Origin of the sequence: Spiroplasma endosymbiont of Panzeria rudis, assembly GCF_964019705.1 — a bacterium.
Classification (GTDB): domain Bacteria; phylum Bacillota_I; class Bacilli_A; order Mycoplasmatales; family VBWQ01; genus Spiroplasma_E; species Spiroplasma_E ixodetis_A.
The window spans coordinates 196,300-214,102 of record NZ_OZ026460.1; the positions used below are offsets into that span (position 1 = coordinate 196,300).

Here is a 17,803-nt window from a genome sequence, read left to right on the forward strand (position 1 = left end):
TATTTTTTTGATATATTTTATTAAAATAATTAGCATTGAGTATGATGTTATTATTAAGGGTTAACTATTAATTCTTCTCCTACAAAAATCATAACTTCACCGATTTTAAATCTAACTGTAATTTTATCAGTGGCTATAAAATTACCTGTTGATTTATCATTTTTTGTTACTAATAATTTTAGTGAACCTTTATTTAATAATTTTTGGATTCCAAAGATTGTTTTAACATTATCTTTAGAATTATCTAACATTGAAGTCAAATCACTCTTAATTTGAAATTTACTTACTGATTGGCCTACTTTAAATTCACTTTGAAAATTACTATTAAAATCTGTTTTTTAATTGGAAAAATATCATGATTAATTACTCCATTTGGACTTGTTTTTGTAACTACTTTATATTTATCAGTTTTTGTAACACCATTTGTAAACATTATATTATATGAACCTTTTACAATATAAAAATCATTTTTCTGTGTTACTGGATTTAAATCAACATTAATATTTGAAATAATAGTAGTTACATTATTTAATTCTGTTTCATTAAAAATAGCATCTTCTAATTTTGTGCCACTATCAATTTTAATATTTAAAACATTTTTTAAAAATTGAAAACTTTCTTCATCTTTAGCTTTTTTATCATTTTTAATCAAATTTATTACCTTAATATTAGTTGTATTGATTTTTCAAGTTACTTGTGATTTATCATTTTCATCAATATTAATAGTAGGCATTAATAATCCTTCACCAGTAGCATTAGTCAATTTTAAACCTTGTGAAACTTTTGCATTTAATAAATTTTCTTCGAAATCTTGATTATCACATGCAATAACTGAGCTTGTGCTAACTGTAGTTAAAGCAACTGCCGACATTAATCTTAATACCGATTTTATAATATTCATATTTTCTCCTCAATCTTTAAATCTTTTTTACTATACCTATTATATATAATTTTTGTTATATTACATTAATTATTATTTTATTATGATTTGAGTGTTTACTTAAAATTTAATCTGTATAATTAAATGAAAATTACCTTTATATTTGTAAAGTTTGTTTATTATTAATTGTTAAAAAAGTATTATCATCTTCAATTAAATTTATGTTATTTTTAAAATAATCAAAAGCATCAATAGCAACTTCATCTACATCATAATAATAATTTATAATGTTAAATCTATTTTTATTAGCATTTTTATCTTTTTTATTTAAAGGTTTAATAAAACAAGATTCTTTTCTTGATAATAAATCAATATTTTTTTCTAAAAATATTTTATCTTCTTCATTTATTTGAACTTTTGATTTAATTGCTAAAGCATTTTCTTTTTTTAGTAACATACAAGCATGATTTCATGCCGAATTCCCCGAACTATCTTTATAATCAATATCAACCGGTCATTTTGTTACTAAATAAGTTACTAATTTTTGTCAATCATTTAATACTGCTATATGCAATAATGAATAATTTTCCTCTTCAAATTTTAGACTATTAATAAATTCTTTTTTAAAAAAAAGATTTAGTTGTCCATCAATATTTTTGGTTTTTTTATTAATATAATCTTCATAATTTTGCAATATTTTAATAAATTTTCTTTCTATTTTTTTTGAATAAATTCTTTCTTTATTTTTAATAAAAATAATATTCATTTTATTTATCATTTTTTTAACATTTAATAAATTTTCTCTTTTTAAACTATTTACTTCAATAATTATCTTTTTTATCTGTCAATGATTATATTTGGTTGCAAATAATAAAGCAGTATTGCCATTTACATCTACATCATCAATATTAGCATTATGTGCTAATAAAGTTTTAACTATATCCAAATGTCCATTTTTAGCAGCAACAATTAAAGCGGTTTCTTCAATTATATTTTCATGATTAACATTAGCGCCATTTTTGATTAAAGTATTAACTACATCTAAATGACCTCTACCAACTGCAGCAATTAAAGCAGTATAACCACAAATTTTTGTTATAGAATAAACATTTGCACCTTTATTTAATAACAAATTAACTACTTCTAAATGACCATTCCTCGCAGCCCACATTAAAGGCGTATCACCATTTTCATTTATACAATTAACATTAGCTCCCAATTCTAATAAAGCTCTGACTATTTCTAAATGACCATTCCTCGCAGCCCACATTAAAGGCGTATAACCAAACATATTTTTTCTATTAACATTAGGATAATTTGTTAATAAGGCATTAGCTATTTCTAAATAATTAGATTTAATTGCTAATATTAAAGCAGTATTACCATTTATAGAGACATGATTAATATTAGCGCCATTTGCTAGTAAATCATTAACTATTTCTGTATATCCATTTTTAGCAGCCACTAACAAAGCAGTTTCGCCATATCGATTTTCATGATTAACATTAACATTAAGTGTTAATAAAGTTTTAACTATTTCCAAATTTCCATTTTCAGTACTTAAAATTAAAGCAGTATTACCAAATTGATCCTCACAACTAACATTAGCATTATGTTCTAATAACAGATTAACTATTTTTGTATATTTTTTTTTAGCAGCTAAGATTAAAGCAGTATTACCATTTACAGATATGTAATTAATATTAGCATTATGTTCTAATAAAACATTAACTATTTCTAGATAACCTTTTTCAGCGGCCCACATTAAAGGCGTATAACCAGTTCTATCAATATAATCAATATTAATATCATATTTTAATATTTTATTAACTACATCTAACTTTTTATTTTTAATAGCATCTATCATTTTTGCTTCTTTGTTATTAATATTTATATTTATTCCAAATATTTCTCTAACTCACTCAAACATATTCTTTTCCTTTCATTGTTTTTTTAAAAACAATGTATTTAAAATATTATTTTTTAAAATTTACCTTCATTATATATTTTTTTCTCCATTTTACAATGTTTAATACCAGCGTCCAAAAATATTTCAGAACAAACTTTATAACCCAAATTTTTATAAAAATTTAGTGCTTGAATTTGGGCATAAAGAGATATAACTTTAAATTGATTTTTAATTGCAACTTTTTCCATAAATTCCATTAATTTTTTACCAATACCCAATTTACGATATTCTTGCAATATACACACTCTTTCAATCTTTACAATATCTTCAACTTTTCGCATTCTACTAGTAGCTATTGGTTTATTATGATCATCAAAAACTAAAAAGTGAATCGATACATCTTCAAATTGATCAATTTCTTCTTCAAAAGGAACCTTTTGCTCATTAACAAAAACTTTTTTTCTAATCAAAAATGCTTGTTCTAACATTTCAATATTATTAACTATTTCAATTTTCATGTTTTCTCCTTAAATATAAATAATATTTTAAATTAATTATATAATTAATTTTTAAATTTAATTTAACAATTAGTAAATTTTACCAATTAATAAGTGAATTTTTAATTAGTGCTATAATTTAAGTAAGCGATTTTAAAAAATATTTTTTTTGGGGGAGGGAATAAATTTTGGAAGTACAAAAAATTCAATTTAAAAAATTACGACCGCATAATTTTTTGGGAGGGCAATATTTTGTTTTATTATTTTTTTGAATAATATTTATTACATTACTAATTACTGCATTAGTCTTATTTTTAAATGAAAGAACAAGAATTGATAAAGAAAATAATGTTAAAGAACTACTAGAACAAATTGCTAACGCAAAACAAGAAAGTGACAAAACTCCTTTCTATAAAAAATTAATGGCTATTTATTATCCATTAATTGATTTTTCATTAATGTCATTTATTTTTACTCAACATGATGATGCACCAATAAGTGACTGAGGAAGTGCATGAACACAACGTTTAAATAGTATTAATACTGCTTATTCATATATCTTTATTACAATTTTAATCGCTTTAATTGCTTTACTTTTTTATATTATTATAATCATTAAACTTTATCGTCGTCGAGCATTTCAAAGAAAATATGGTTTAACAACTCAATTTGCAAATGATTATCCAATTTATGATATTAAAATGTATCTAGGTTTTACAGTTAATTTAGCTATTGTTTTTAGTTTTTTCAATTTTCTAACAACTATCATTGTATTAATTTATGGTATTATCTTGGTATTAACTTCTTATTTCTTTTGATATATTTTAAAAATTAAAACAGAAATATTAATTATGCATAAATGATGAAAAACACCAAACTTTGCTTTATTTTTATCTGTTATTTTATTCCAAAATGGTTATACTTTATTAAAATCAATATTTGCTCAAAAGTTTAATGTTAACTTAGACTTAATTTTATCAATTATTTTACCAATTGGAACAATTACCATCTTTATTACCTTATTAATCAAAAATATGCTTAATTCACAAGTTACAGCAGTAAAAAATGCTATTAAAACAATTGGTGCTAAAATTAGTGCTTTTCAAATTTTCTATTATACACAAAAAGAAAAATCTTTAGAAGACTACATGTTTGTTAGTCAGTTGCCAACACTTGTTCGTATACCATTACAAAATAATAGCATTAACACCAAACAAGCAGTAATGCTAATGGCAACTATTGATGAAACAATAATATTTTTTAAAAAACACTTTCATAAACCAAAAGAATTAAACTATATGCTTTTTCACTTATTTAATAGAATAACTGATATTGAAGAAATTGAAGAAATCAAAAATAATATTCTTAAAATAGAAAAAAATAATTAATCAAAATTTAACAAAAAAGTTTTAAAAATAGTTAATACCATAGAAAATAATAAAATTTGTTATAATTGAGTAGAGTAATTATGATATGAGGAAAGGAAGTTATATACATGTGACCATTTAAAAAAAGGGATAAAACCGGAGAAGCAAAAGATCAAAAAAAATGTGATGGTTGTGGGAAAATGAAAAGTTCATCTGAATGTACTAAAGCAGCAGATGGTAAATGTTTGTGTAAAGATTGTGCTAAATAAATATATTAAATAAGTGTGTTAATGACACACTTATTTAATATATTTAGAAAGGAAGGATATAATGAAATGATTCAATAAAAAAAACAAAAAAACTGATGATGAACCTTTAACAAAAACCGTAAAATGTTTTGATTGCGAAATGATGTTTGAACCTTTTGACATTCTTGATACAAAAGAAGGGAAAACTTTATGTAAAAAATGTTTCATTAAAGAAGAAGAAAAATAAATTAATGATGTGTTTAGCAAAACACATTTTTTATTATTTAAAATAAAATAAATAACTATTTTCACAATATTTTATTATAATTACTATGATAAATTAAATTAATTAAAAGGAGAAAAAATGAACATTTTTATAGAAATATTGGGGTATCTTGCAGCCATTTGTATTCCTTTGGCATTCTTACCACAAACTATTAAACTAATTAAAACAAGAAATACTTCAGGTCTTTCTATTTTTTCATATAGTATCTATCAACTGGGAGGTCTTACTTTTTTAATATTTGGCATACTTCGTAATGATATTCCCATGATTACTTGTCAAACTATTACTGCTATACTAAATTTCATAATAATTGGGATTATTGTTAACAATTTAATTAAACAAAAAAATAAGGAGGAAAAAAATGTCTAATATTGCAATTGATATTATTGGATATATAGGTGCCTTTTTTATTTCGGTTGCCTTTTTACCACAAACTATTAAACTAATTAAAACTAAAAACACAAAAGGTTTATCGTTAATTTCTTATAGCATATATCAAATAGGATTAACTTCATTCATAATTTATGCTAGTTTAATTAAAAACATTCCCTTACTAGCAGCAAATGCCTTTGGCACAGTTATTAATATCATATTATTAACATTAATAATTTATAATTTATATTATAATAATAAAGATAAAAAGAACAATTTAACTTCCAAAAAATAAAATTTTTATTAACATAATACTTGCACAAGAATGGAGAAAAAAATGGAACATATTAATCTATTAGGAACTTTTATTTTTATTATCATTGGTTATTTAATTGGCTCAATCTCACCTTCAATTATTATTAGTAAAATAAAATTTAAAACCGATGTTAGAGATTATTACTCTAAAAATGCTGGTGCTACTAATTCAACACGAGTTATGGGTGGTAAATGAGGAGCTATTATTTTAATTATTGACGGTTTTAAGCCCGCTATTCCTATTTTAATTGCATACGGTTTAACCTTTATCAATATTACTAATCCTAATTATGAAACAATGTTTAAACAAGCATATATTTATCCAACTTGTCTTGCTGCAATTATTGGTCACTGTTGACCACTATTTTATGGTTTTCGTGGTGGTAAAGGAGCTGCATCTTCATTAGGAGTACTATTAATGATTAATCCTATTTATTGCGTTATCACAATTGCTAGTTGATGATTTATTTTATATTTAAGTAGAATGTCATCTTTATCTTCAATGTTAATGATGATACTTGCTTTTATCTTATCATGAATACCGAATATGCCACTGCATGCTTTTCTTTCCCAACAAGACACTCAATACTATATTGTTAATATAATTATGGCTCTAATTTGAATATTAATTATTATTCGTCATTGAGATAATTGTAAAAGAATTCTTAATCATACTGAACGTAAAGTGACTATTTTTGATAAAAAAAATAAAAAAGCAAATGAAGAAAAAAAATAAAAAATCATCTCTTTATACAAAATTAATAAAAATATTTTTTTAAAAATGCTTGTTTTATGTTTAAAATTAATGTAGTATTATAACCGTGTTGACTTAACATTGTTAATATTCTCTCCGATATTATCTTTGCTTAAGCCGAATTATATTTAAAGGAGAGTTGTCAAATATGGAACAAATTAAACAAGATGAATTGATTAAAAAATTTCGCTTAAATGCCAAAGATACTGGTTCTTCTGCAGTTCAAATTATTAATTTAACAAAAAGAATTTTAGAATTAACAGCCCATCTACAAGTACAAAAAAAAGATATTACTGCAAAACGAAGTTTGTTAAAAATGGTAGCAAGCAGAAAACGCTTCTTAAAATACTTTAAAAAACAAGATGTTGCTACATACAATAAATTATTAACAGCACTATCACTAAAAGATAACTAATATTAAATCAGTATTTACTTATTAATACTGATTTTTTTTATATACATCTAAATAATATTAAACATAGAAATAAATTTACAAATGATTTAAACGATAATAAAATTAATACTAAAAGTGTTATAATATAATTATTAATTATTATATGTTTCTAACCCATTTATTTTTCACTAAAATAAATGGGTTTTTGATTTCAAAAGGAGGAACAAAATAATGAATGATAAAGATATTAATGGTGAAAAAATAATATCAGTTATTTTAAATTCTGTCACTTCATATCAAAATATTACATATTTTAATTATTGGGATTATATAATTAAAGAAGAAAAAATTAGTTCTGAAATAAAAAAAGAGATCAATAATTTAATAGAAAAAAATGCTAATCTAAATTATACAAACGAAAATGGTGATAATCCTTTAATAGTAGCAAGTCACTATTATCAACTTATAGATTCCATTAAAATTTTAATAGAAAATGGCGCTAATATCAACCACGCAAACCAAAATGGTGATACAGCCTTGCATTTAGCTGCTAAAAATGGACTAGCACAAATAGTTAATACTTTACTAATAAATAATGCAAATATTCATTTCATAAATCAAAATGGTGATACGGCTTTGACAATCATTATTAATAATAGTTTATTTTATGATAAAAACATAAAAAATATATTAGAAAACATATTTTATCAAGAATATGAAGAATATATTACAAATAAGGCGAAAGTAGAAATTATTAAATACAGGCCAGAATTTTCAAATAACTCATTATTTCATGATATTAAAGATAATATATTAATACATTTAAATACAAATAATTCAGTAAAAAATATAAAAGAAAATTTAATATTAATTGGATTAAAAATCAATAAGAAAAAAATTTTAAAAATTGAACAAAGAATAAAGAAAATATTTAAATGTAACATTAATAAATTAAATACTAATCAAGAAAAAGAAAAAAAATGACAGAAAAAAATTAAACAAGAATTAAAAGAAGAAAATTATCCACAAAATAAGCCATCAACAAGCGGATATATAAAACATTAAATTTATCACAAATATAATGAATAAAAATAGTTACCATAATGGTAACTATTTTACAGAGGCTTTTTAATAATCTGTGTATCTTTGTTTTACAAAGTTACTAATTTAGATTAATTCTGTCTTCAAATTTTATCATAAAATGAGCAATTGCTGTATTTCAATTTTGAATAGGCAATGTTCATTTTTTTGTTATATTTTCAATTGCCAAGTAAAATATTTTGAAAACTGCCATATCATTAGGAAAAACTTTTTTATTTCTGATGATTTTTCGTAATTGACTATTAACAGATTCAATAGCATTTGTAGTATAAATCACTCTTTTGATTTCTACTGGATAACTAATAAAAACCATTAAATTATCTCAATTTTTATATCAAGATTTAGTAATTTGAGGATATTGTTTATTTCATTTACTTTCAAACGATTCTAAAGCTTGCATTGCTTGTTCTTCACTACATGCACTATAAATTGGTTTTAAATCTGCAACTAGACCTTTTCGATGTTTGTATGAAACATATTTTAAACTATTTCTAATTTGATGAACAATGCATAATTGATGTTCTGTTTTAGGATAAACTGATTGTATTGCTTCTGACATGCCTGTTAAATTATCACTACAAGCAATAAGAATATCATTTAAGCCACGATTTTTCATTTCTGTGAAATTAGATAATCAAAACTTAGAACCTTCATTTTCACTAATTCATAATCCTAAAACATCTTTTTTGCCTTCTAAATCAACTCCTAATGCTATATAAACTGATTTGTTAATAATCCGTTTATCTTGTCGTACTTTAACTACTATACAATCAAAATAAACAATAGGATAAATACTTTCTAATGGTCGATTTTGTCATGCTTTAACATCATCAATAACATCATCAGTAATTTGACTAATAACACTTTCACTAATATCAGCACCATGATATAACTCTTGCAACTGCATTCTAATGTCAGATAATGTCATTCCTTTTGCATACAAGGAAAGAACTTGTTGATCAAAACCATCAAATCTTCTTTGCCTTTTAGGAACTATTACAGGAGTAAAATTACTATTGCGATCTCTTGGTACATCAATTTCAATTTTACCTTGTTGAGTTATTAATTTTTTTGAACTTGTACCATTACGAGCATTTTCAGTAGTACTATGTTGATTTTTTTCATATCCTAAATAATTTTGCATTTCAGAATTCAACATTTTTTCAACTAATCTTTTTGTTAATTCTTTATATAAACCGCCAGGTTTAAAAACTGTTGTTAAATCTTCAGTATTTTCTAGTAATAAATCTACTGCTTTTGATATTGGATCATTATTATTAAAGTTATCTTTTTTAGCCATCTGTAACTCACTCTTTCTAGTCATTTAATTATATTTACTAGAATTAATTAAACATAGTTATTTTTGTAAGTTACACAGATTACTAAACATTTCCATTTTATTTATATTTAATAAAAATTATCGTTTTTTAGTAGTACTTTGTTGACGTTTCATTGCTTGCATTACTGATTTAATTTGAGATTCAGTAGGTTTACGCCCCATTTGTAAATACATTGCACGAATCATATTTTCATTAATAGGAGGATTTTTCTGTAATTGTTTTTCGAAAATCTTCTTAGTAACAATAAAACCAACTAATCCACCAATTAACGCACTAGCAATGCCAATGATTAATACTGCTCACCAAACCATCATTATTAATTTCTCCTTACTTACTGTTTAAAAACTTATTAATTTTATCACACACTTGATTTGATGTAAAGCCATATTTTTCTAGTACTACCTTATCAGGAGCAGAAATACCAAAAGTACTTACGCCAATAACAAAGCCATTACCTGCAACATATTTATATCAACTATCTTTAGAACCCATTTCAATAGCAACTTTTATAATATCATTAGGTAAAATTTTATTTTGATATGTTTTATCTTGTTTATCAAAAATAAAAGTAGAAGGCATTGAAACTACACGAACATTAAGTTTTTGATCGTTTCATAGTTGTTCTTGACTAGCAATAGCCAACGAAACTTCACTACCGGTAGCAATAATAATTAAATCTAAAGCTTTACTACTCTTCTCTTTACTAATAATATAAGCACCTTTTTGAACTGCCTCAATATTACTATTTGCAAGTTGTGGTAAATTTTGTCTAGTAATAATAATAGCACTAGGGTTAGTTTTGCTAGATAATGCCATTAAATATGCACCAATTGTTTCTTTTGTATCAGCGGGGCGAATTACATTAAAATTAGGAATAGTTCTTAACATTGTTAGTTGTTCAACTGGTTCATGGGTAGGACCATCTTCGCCAACTGCGATACTATCATGACTAAAAATAAACAAAGATGGAATTGACATTAAAGCTGCTAATCGTAATGCAGGCTTTAGATAATCACTAAACACAAGAAAAGTAGAACCAAAAGGAATTGTGCCTTGATGTAACGTCATACCGTTAACAATAGCGCCCATTGCAAATTCTCTTACTCCATAATGAATATGTCTTCCTGAATGATCAAGAGGTAAAAAGTCTTTATCTGTTACTAATGCTTTAGTTGAGCCAGCTAAATCAGCACTACCACCAATTAATGTTGGACAATGAGCTGATAAAAGTTTTAAAATATTACCAGAGTCTACTCTTGTTGCTTGTGGATTTACTCCAATAATTAAAGTTCAATCAATTTTATTTAATTGATAATCTTCATTAAAAATTTCATTTTTCAATGCTGATTTAATTTCATTATACAATTTTGGATATAATTTTGCATATTTTTCAACTTTTTGATTTCAAACTAATTCTATTTTAGAACCATGATTAAGTGCTGTTTGTGTGAAGTAAGTACTTACTTCTTTTGGAACAGTAAATTCAGGATATTCTCAGTTTAAATTTTTAGCAACTGTTTTAATATCTTCCATTAAAGGAGAGCCATGAACACTGGGTGTTCCTTGTTTACTAGCCCCATAACCAATTATAGTTTTAATTTCAATTAAAGTTGGTTTATCACTAAGTTTTGCTTTTTTAATAGCTTCAGAAATAAGTTTATCATCTTCACCATCTTCAACTTTTAAATAATTTCACTCTAATGCTTGAAGACGCATTTTTAAATTTTCTGAATATACTAATTTAACAGATGAATCTAATTGAACATCATTTGAATCATATAAAATAATTAGTTTATTTAATTTAAAATGTCCAGCAAAACTAAGTGCTTCTTGCGCAATACCTTCTTGTAAATCACCATCACCACAAATTGCATATGTATAATGATCAATAATATTAAGATCTTTTTGATTATATTTAGCACCAAGAAAACTCTCAGTAAGCGCCATTCCAACAGCATTAGCGATACCCTGACCTAATGGCCCAGTAGCCGTCTCTACTCCATAGTCTAAATGATATTCGGGATGACCGGGTGTATTACTATTTAATTGACGGAATTGTTTTATATCATTGATTGTATATTTATAACCAGCATGATGTAATATTGAATATAATAAAGCACTACCATGACCTGCTGATAAAACAAATCGATCACGATTAAATCATTTTGGATTTTTTGGATTAAAAGATAAATGATTTTTGAATAAAGAAAAAGTCATTGGTGAAGCACCTAAAACAATACCAGGATGGCCACTTTTAGCAGCATTAACTGCTTGTACTCCTAACATACGAATTGAATTAATAGTTAATTTATCTAAATTAATTTTATTTTCCATAATTTCTCCTTAAATTTTTAATAGTTATTATTTAATATAATATTAACAATATTCTTAATAAAATAAGTAATTTTTTAAAAATAATTAAAAAAGTATAAATAATAATGACAAAAATATAATTTTATTTTAACTAATTTGAATCTTTGAACAAATTAAAAAAGAAAAAATCACCCCAAGATAAAAAAAATAATATTTCATCTTAAATAAGATAACTCTTTTCTTAATATTTTACATTTGTGATGTTCTTGGTTTATTTAAATTTGTTAATGGTGCGTTTGTTGAGTCATTGTTTACTTGTTGTTTATTAAAAGCTTTTCCAGATGATTTTGAAAATAATGTTGGATTTGTTTTTGGCTTTTTACTACATGATTCTGATATTTTTTTTCATTTTTTACTAATTTCTAATTCAATTTTCTTATTTTTATTAATTTTTCCAAAAGTTACTAATTTAATAAATAAATTTAAAAATTTATTTATTTTTTGTTGTTCTAAAACTTTAATTTCTTCTATTTCAGATTTTTTGATTACTTGCATTAAATTTGATTGTCTTTTTGCTGATTTTTCAAGTTCTTCTTGTTCTTCTAAATATAAACCAATTGCTTTATTATTTCTTTCTTGTCTTTTTAATGATAAAGCTTCTAATGCAATCGCTCTATCAATATCTTCTTGCTCTTGTTCTACATTAAATTGGTCTTGCAATGACAATGCAATCGCTCTATCAATATCTTCTCTTTCTTTCTCAGATACTTCTTCTGATTGTAAGGATAATGGTACTGATTTTTCAAGTTATTCTTGTTCTTCTAAATATAAACCAATTGCTTTATTATTTCTTTCTTGTCTTTTTAATGATAAAGCCTCTAATGCAATCGCTCTATCAATATCTTCTTGCTCTTGTTCTACATTAAATTGGTCTTGCAATGACAATGCAATCGCTCTATCAATATCTTCTCTTTCTTTCTCAGATACTTCTTCTGATTGTAATGTTTTATAAGGTTCATCAACAACTACAAAACCAAATTCATCATCTTCATTGGTTGCTTGTAAATCTAAACTACTTTCATAAAGAGATGGTGAAATGGTTGGTTCGGAAATTATTGCCTTTTCTTGATGATTATTATTTGTATGTTGAATTTGACGTTGAACAATCTTACTTCCTTTGGGTCTTACTCCTTGTTTTAGTATTTCCTCTTCAGTAACTAATTTTACTTCTGTCTCTACTTTAAATGTTTGTGATGAGGGAATTGATGTTTCTTTAAATTCTTTTACTATTATGTCAGATTGTTTTTCTTTTTCTAACGATAATTTTTTTGCCAGTTCCACTTGTTCTTCTTCTTCTGATAATCTCATGATTTCATCAATAAGACCTGGATCAATTGCAAGTTGTTCCATTTGTTCAAGTGTGAATGTTCTCATTTGTTCCATTGTAAATACTGGTGTTTGTTTTTTATCAATCGCTTCTCTTTGCTCTTTTGTCAATGAACGGATTTGTTGTGTTGTGAATGCAAATGTTGGCGATAATTTTAATTTTCTAATATAAGTTTCAGCTGCCATTATTTCTTCTTCCTTTCTAAAAATAAAAAAACCCATTTATTTTAAAATTAAAATAAGATGATTAAAAAACTTTATATTCTTTTGTAGAATATTATCATAATAATAATATTTTTCCAATAAATTCGTATTATTTTTTTTCATTGAGTTATAAATAAATATTATAACTTAAAAAAGGACTTATTTAATATGCAAATTATTAATATTGAAACATATTGTAAAGTACGTTTAATACACATTATTTATTTAAGTTTTTTAGTTTTTGCTAATTTCAAATAAAATGTTTATAATTAAATCAACACTTTTTAATGACTAAAGTGTTATAAAATATATATTTATTAATTTTTTAAATAATTATTTAAAAAATAGAGGTATAAAATTATGAATAAATATTTAATTTTTTTAAGTGTGATACCACCTTTAACTTTTTTAGGAAACAATATTAATAATATAAATATTGAAAATACTGTACTAATAAATCAATTAGAAGAAAATAATGCTTCATTCAATAACCAATTTAACTATTTAAGCAATAGTGAGTGAATTACTAATCAATCAATAACAGATCATAAATTTTATAGTTATGATACATTATCTTTAGCAAAATACACTTTTCCTAAAGCAAGGAATACTTTTTTAGCAGATAACTATGGTAACCTAGTTTATAACCCTAATATAAATATTCCTGATAAAGATAAAGTAAATATTGAAAATACAAAACAAGAAATGAACAGCCACAAAAAAGTAACTATTATTAAAGATGATTATAATCCATATAGTAAAAGTGAATATTCTCATTCATACTTTACTGGTTATAATAATTGAAAATATATTCAACAAGGTGATATTGAAAAACATATTGATATTTCTAATCAAGCAGGTGCTGATAAAGTTGAACATAGCAATAATCTAAATGAAACACTAGGTTTATATTATATTGCTAAAGCAACACATGATAATAAAATTAGTAAGACAATAGCTAATAACTTAGCAATGTATTTTATTAATCAAACTAGTTTAAAAGGGCAAATTAACAATCAATTAACTAGTAACATTATTAATTTAATTATTGATAATCAAAATGTTTATAATTTTTTGAATAAATCACCACTAACAATAACTACTAAAAACTATTCATTAAATTAAATTTTTGATAAAAGTAATAATCTAGTTGCTATTTATTATAATAATTGAAAAAACACTAATAATATTATTAATGATAAAATAAATTATTCTTTTTCAGATTGACATAATGGAACATCAATCGCTACTGATAATTCTAATATTTATAATATTCTTAAGTGAAGCAATTATGCGAGAGACTGAAATACCTTCAGTAATATGTATCCAACTTTTTGTTTTATTAATTCATATTTCAAAGTATCAACTTCAACAGGAATTGAAAGTAGTCCAACACTATCAACTAATACTGCAAAAATTGAACAATATAAAAACCCCGGTAATGCTAATGTTCTTTTTATTGCTTATATTAATACTAAAGATGGTGGAGGATGAGGAACAGAAATTGCTCTTAACTTAGATCTTTGACATGATAATGATAATATTTACTTTCAATGGTATTGTTTTTTAAATTCTTCATTTGGTCGTATGACATATGTTAACATTGCATTAAACAACATAAATTTTGATAACATAATGAACAATTAATAACTTTATTTACAATTTTTAATTAATAAACAAAATTAATAATAAGGACAAAGTTTATTTTGTTCTTATTATGATTATAAAGATATATTTTTTATTATTATAATAATTTAAGTAAATCTATTCGAAAAAATTTATCTAATTTTTCTCATCCAAGATCACGATTTTGTTCAGGAGTCATTATTCAACGACCAAAAGCTTCTGGAAATAAGTCAATATATGATGTTCTTCCATATCAACTTCTAACAATACCATAACTTAAAAGTTTTTGATAAGATTTATTATTAATCTTAGTTCCTTTTGCTAATGATGAAATCATATATTTTCTTGCATCAAAATTATTATTTTGTTTATTACGAATTAAAGAATCCAAAATATGACCATATTCATGTACCATAACTTCCATTCCATACTTTATATCTCTAAAAATATCTGTATCAAGTATTATTTTAGTATTACACATATTATTATTACAAGAACCAAAATATGCTTCTCCTGACATATTTATTTTTAGACTGTTCTCACAATTTTTTATCTAATTCAATTTTTTCTAACATTTTAAAAACATTATTTTTTCCATATAATTGAGCTAAAATATTATAAAAACGACATATTGCTGTTTTTAATTCATCAATGTTTGCATTTATATGATAATTACTAATTGTTTTAATAAATGATTCAAAATCAATTTTGCCATCAAATAAAAGATGATGATCATTAAATTGTTTTTTTAAATCTTCAAAATTTTCAAAATTATCATTATTATTTTCCAACTTTTTAAAAGCATTATTTGATTCTTCATTTGCTTTAAATTTAACTTGTTCATTTAAAATATTAATAAAATCATTTACAGCAGGTAAATTTTTAAATTCATTATCATTTAAAATATCATTTTTTCCAAATAAAATTTCTTGATGATGTTGATAAGAATAAGTAGGAACTTGTTCATCTCTTATATTCAAATCAGGAACAATATAATCTAACGTTACAAAAGATCTATTAGGACTATATTTAAGCTTTACTGTTCCAATATAAATATCTTCATTTATTGAAGTAATTATTGCTTGATTTTGGTTATTAACAATTTTAATTTCCAAACTAGTTACATCTATATTATATTTATTACTAAAAATATCTATAATTTCTTTTTTTACTTTTTCATCATCATTTATAGCAGTTATGTTTTGTCCAATATAAATTTTACCTAAATTTCTTTTTCCTTTAGGAAAAATTATTTCTAAGTTTTTTTTCTTTTCAATTTCAATTTCTTCTTCAATATTTTCTTCCATTTCAGAATTATATAAAATACCAGTAGTTGCACCACTAATTAAAACCGCAGAACTAATTATTCCGGCAATAATTTTTGAATTTTTATTTTTTTTTAGACATATAATACTCCTCCATATTTTGATTTCAGAAATAAGTGGATAGGTTACACTTTATTGGACACTAATTACGTAGACAAGTGAACAAATTAGTTAAAAGAAAGGAACTATAATTATGGCCAATATTAACTCATATACCGATGAATTTAAAAAACAAATAGTAGCTTTATATCAAAGCGGTAAGTCAGTGTCTTGTCTTGCTAAAGAGTACAATGTTACAAGAGCAGCTACTTATAATTGAATTAAGCAATTTACTAATTCAGGCAGTTTTAAAACTAAAGATAATCGTTCTATTGAAGAAAATGAATTAATTAAATTAAGAAAAGAATTAAAACAGTTACGAATGGAAAATGATATTTTAAAGCAAGCAGCACTAATAATAGGCAGAAAATAGAAATTATTGCTAAAAATAAAGTTAAATATAAAATTCGCACAATGTGTCGTTTTTTAAAACTTTCTAAATCAACATATTATTTTAATTTAAAGGAAAAAGAAAAAAAACAAAATAATATTTATGATGAAGCTGTTATTAGTGCTTTTAAAGAAAATAAAGAAGTTTATGGAACAAGAAGATTAAAAGTTGTTCTAAAAGAAAAGAATATTTATTTGTCACGCAGAAAAATTAAAGAAATTATGAATAAACATAATTTAATATCAAAATACACTAAATTATCATTCAAAAATCATCATAATAAAGTCAACGATAGTCAAATAACCAATATCGTTAATAGAAACTTTAATAATAGGCTTAAAAATGAAGTTATTGTTAGTGATTTAACTTATGTTCAAGTTAATGGTAAATGAAACTATATTTGCCTATTAATTGACCTATTTAACCGCGAAATTATTGGACATAGTGTAGGTACTAAAAAAGATGCATCATTAGTACATCAAGCATTTATGCACTCAAATCGTTGTTTAAAAGATATTCAAATATTTCATAGTGATCGCGGTAATGAATTTAATAATAAAATTATTGATAAACTTTTACTAGCATTCAATATTAATCGCTCTTTAAGCAAAAAAGGTTGTCCTTATGATAACGCTGTTGCTGAAGCAACTTTTAAAACTTTCAAAATTGAATTTATTAATGATAAAAATTTTACATCATTAATCCAATTAAAATTAGAATTATTTGATTACATCAACTGATATAACAACATAAGAATTCACAGCACTTTAAACTACTTAACTCCAGTTAATTATCAAAAATAAATGTCTACCAAAAAATAGTCCTAAAAAGGGTTGCCATTCCATAAGTTCTTTATATTCTTGCCTTTGATATCAATAGATATAGACTAGTATTGTTTTTATTTATAATTTGTTTTATTAACAATTAAGATGAAAATTGTTTTAGAAATCTAAAACAATCAGTAAAAATTTTTAAAATTAGTTGATAAGGACTATT

General features: G+C 23.8%; 22 protein-coding genes. 11 read left to right on the plus strand and 11 right to left on the minus strand.

Annotated elements, in window-relative coordinates; all coding sequences use genetic code 4:
* Positions 1-53: 53 nt before the first annotated feature.
* The 4 genes from AACK89_RS01105 to AACK89_RS01120 all read right to left on the minus strand — a co-directional run bounded on the left by AACK89_RS01105 (position 54) and on the right by AACK89_RS01120 (position 3,307).
* Positions 54-251: a hypothetical protein gene (locus tag AACK89_RS01105; protein WP_338976236.1), complete on the minus strand. Its 198-nt coding sequence runs from the start codon at positions 249-251 to the stop codon at positions 54-56.
* Positions 252-295: 44 nt separating this feature from the next.
* Positions 296-901: a hypothetical protein gene (locus tag AACK89_RS01110; protein ID WP_338978732.1), complete on the minus strand. Its 606-nt coding sequence runs from the start codon at positions 899-901 to the stop codon at positions 296-298.
* Between the two features lie 136 nt (positions 902-1,037).
* Positions 1,038-2,810, minus strand: a complete 1,773-nt coding sequence (locus tag AACK89_RS01115; protein ID WP_338978734.1) for an ankyrin repeat domain-containing protein — start codon at positions 2,808-2,810, stop codon at positions 1,038-1,040.
* A gap of 53 nt (positions 2,811-2,863) precedes the next feature.
* The gene (locus AACK89_RS01120) at positions 2,864-3,307 is read right to left on the minus strand and encodes a GNAT family N-acetyltransferase (protein ID WP_281748109.1); all 444 of its coding nucleotides are present in this window, start codon (positions 3,305-3,307) and stop codon (positions 2,864-2,866) included.
* A 167-nt stretch (positions 3,308-3,474) separates the two neighbouring features.
* Here AACK89_RS01120 and AACK89_RS01125 point away from each other — a divergent pair, with 167 nt between their 5' ends.
* The 8 genes from AACK89_RS01125 (at position 3,475) to AACK89_RS01160 (ending at position 8,087) form a co-directional block, all read left to right on the plus strand.
* The gene (locus AACK89_RS01125; RefSeq protein WP_281748107.1) at positions 3,475-4,674 is read left to right on the plus strand and encodes a hypothetical protein; all 1,200 of its coding nucleotides are present in this window, start codon (positions 3,475-3,477) and stop codon (positions 4,672-4,674) included.
* Positions 4,675-4,781: 107 nt separating this feature from the next.
* Positions 4,782-4,922: a hypothetical protein gene (locus AACK89_RS01130; protein WP_338974739.1), complete on the plus strand. Its 141-nt coding sequence runs from the start codon at positions 4,782-4,784 to the stop codon at positions 4,920-4,922.
* Between the two features lie 61 nt (positions 4,923-4,983).
* Positions 4,984-5,148: a hypothetical protein gene (locus tag AACK89_RS01135; RefSeq protein ID WP_338978736.1), complete on the plus strand. Its 165-nt coding sequence runs from the start codon at positions 4,984-4,986 to the stop codon at positions 5,146-5,148.
* 117 nt (positions 5,149-5,265) lie between these two features.
* The gene (locus AACK89_RS01140) at positions 5,266-5,556 is read left to right on the plus strand and encodes a SemiSWEET family sugar transporter (RefSeq protein WP_338978737.1); all 291 of its coding nucleotides are present in this window, start codon (positions 5,266-5,268) and stop codon (positions 5,554-5,556) included.
* Positions 5,549-5,854, plus strand: coding sequence for a SemiSWEET family sugar transporter (locus tag AACK89_RS01145; RefSeq protein ID WP_281748102.1), 306 nt, complete (start codon positions 5,549-5,551; stop codon positions 5,852-5,854). Before AACK89_RS01140 ends, AACK89_RS01145 begins: the two co-directional genes overlap by 8 nt.
* A 42-nt stretch (positions 5,855-5,896) precedes the next feature.
* Positions 5,897-6,610 (plus strand): glycerol-3-phosphate 1-O-acyltransferase PlsY, encoded by a 714-nt coding sequence (gene plsY, locus AACK89_RS01150; RefSeq protein WP_338978738.1) that lies wholly within the window; start codon positions 5,897-5,899, stop codon positions 6,608-6,610.
* Positions 6,611-6,776: 166 nt separating this feature from the next.
* Positions 6,777-7,043, plus strand: coding sequence for a 30S ribosomal protein S15 (gene rpsO, locus AACK89_RS01155; protein WP_252319942.1), 267 nt, complete (start codon positions 6,777-6,779; stop codon positions 7,041-7,043).
* Positions 7,044-7,253: 210 nt separating this feature from the next.
* On the plus strand, positions 7,254-8,087 hold the full coding sequence (locus tag AACK89_RS01160) for an ankyrin repeat domain-containing protein (protein WP_338978739.1): 834 nt from the start codon (positions 7,254-7,256) through the stop codon (positions 8,085-8,087).
* 97 nt (positions 8,088-8,184) lie between these two features.
* Here the strand turns inward: AACK89_RS01160 and AACK89_RS01165 are convergent, their stop codons facing one another.
* From AACK89_RS01165 to AACK89_RS01185, 5 genes are all read right to left on the minus strand, one after another.
* Positions 8,185-9,423 carry an IS256 family transposase gene (locus AACK89_RS01165; RefSeq protein ID WP_281749630.1) on the minus strand — a complete coding sequence of 413 codons (1,239 nt, stop codon included), beginning with the start codon at positions 9,421-9,423 and terminating at the stop codon, positions 8,185-8,187.
* A 117-nt stretch (positions 9,424-9,540) separates the two neighbouring features.
* Positions 9,541-9,777: a YneF family protein gene (locus AACK89_RS01170; RefSeq protein WP_252319938.1), complete on the minus strand. Its 237-nt coding sequence runs from the start codon at positions 9,775-9,777 to the stop codon at positions 9,541-9,543.
* 13 nt (positions 9,778-9,790) lie between these two features.
* Positions 9,791-11,797, minus strand: coding sequence for a transketolase (gene tkt, locus AACK89_RS01175; protein ID WP_338978741.1), 2,007 nt, complete (start codon positions 11,795-11,797; stop codon positions 9,791-9,793).
* A 228-nt stretch (positions 11,798-12,025) separates the two neighbouring features.
* The gene (locus AACK89_RS01180; protein ID WP_338978743.1) at positions 12,026-12,502 is read right to left on the minus strand and encodes a hypothetical protein; all 477 of its coding nucleotides are present in this window, start codon (positions 12,500-12,502) and stop codon (positions 12,026-12,028) included.
* Positions 12,503-12,583: 81 nt separating this feature from the next.
* Positions 12,584-13,348 (minus strand): hypothetical protein, encoded by a 765-nt coding sequence (locus tag AACK89_RS01185; protein WP_338978745.1) that lies wholly within the window; start codon positions 13,346-13,348, stop codon positions 12,584-12,586.
* A 378-nt stretch (positions 13,349-13,726) separates the two neighbouring features.
* On the opposite strand from AACK89_RS01185, the gene AACK89_RS01190 reads away from it, so the two are divergent.
* On the plus strand, positions 13,727-14,491 hold the full coding sequence (locus AACK89_RS01190) for a hypothetical protein (RefSeq protein WP_338978747.1): 765 nt from the start codon (positions 13,727-13,729) through the stop codon (positions 14,489-14,491).
* Positions 14,492-14,686: 195 nt separating this feature from the next.
* On the plus strand, positions 14,687-15,013 hold the full coding sequence (locus AACK89_RS01195) for a hypothetical protein (protein ID WP_338978748.1): 327 nt from the start codon (positions 14,687-14,689) through the stop codon (positions 15,011-15,013).
* Positions 15,014-15,110: 97 nt separating this feature from the next.
* Here AACK89_RS01195 and AACK89_RS01200 read toward each other — a convergent pair whose 3' ends face one another.
* Complete coding sequence (locus AACK89_RS01200; protein WP_338962099.1) at positions 15,111-15,512, minus strand: hypothetical protein; 402 nt, start codon at positions 15,510-15,512, stop codon at positions 15,111-15,113.
* Complete coding sequence (locus AACK89_RS01205; protein ID WP_338978751.1) at positions 15,481-16,299, minus strand: hypothetical protein; 819 nt, start codon at positions 16,297-16,299, stop codon at positions 15,481-15,483. The genes AACK89_RS01200 and AACK89_RS01205 overlap by 32 nt, the downstream gene beginning before the upstream one ends.
* 211 nt (positions 16,300-16,510) lie before the next feature.
* Between AACK89_RS01205 and AACK89_RS01210 the strand changes: the two genes are divergently transcribed.
* Positions 16,511-17,610, plus strand: a protein-coding gene (locus AACK89_RS01210) for an IS3 family transposase (RefSeq protein WP_338977768.1) whose coding sequence is annotated in 2 segments (ribosomal slippage) — positions 16,511-16,754 and positions 16,754-17,610 — 1,101 coding nt in all. Because the reading frame shifts where the segments join, the coding sequence is not laid out codon by codon here.
* Positions 17,611-17,803 lie beyond the last annotated feature (193 nt).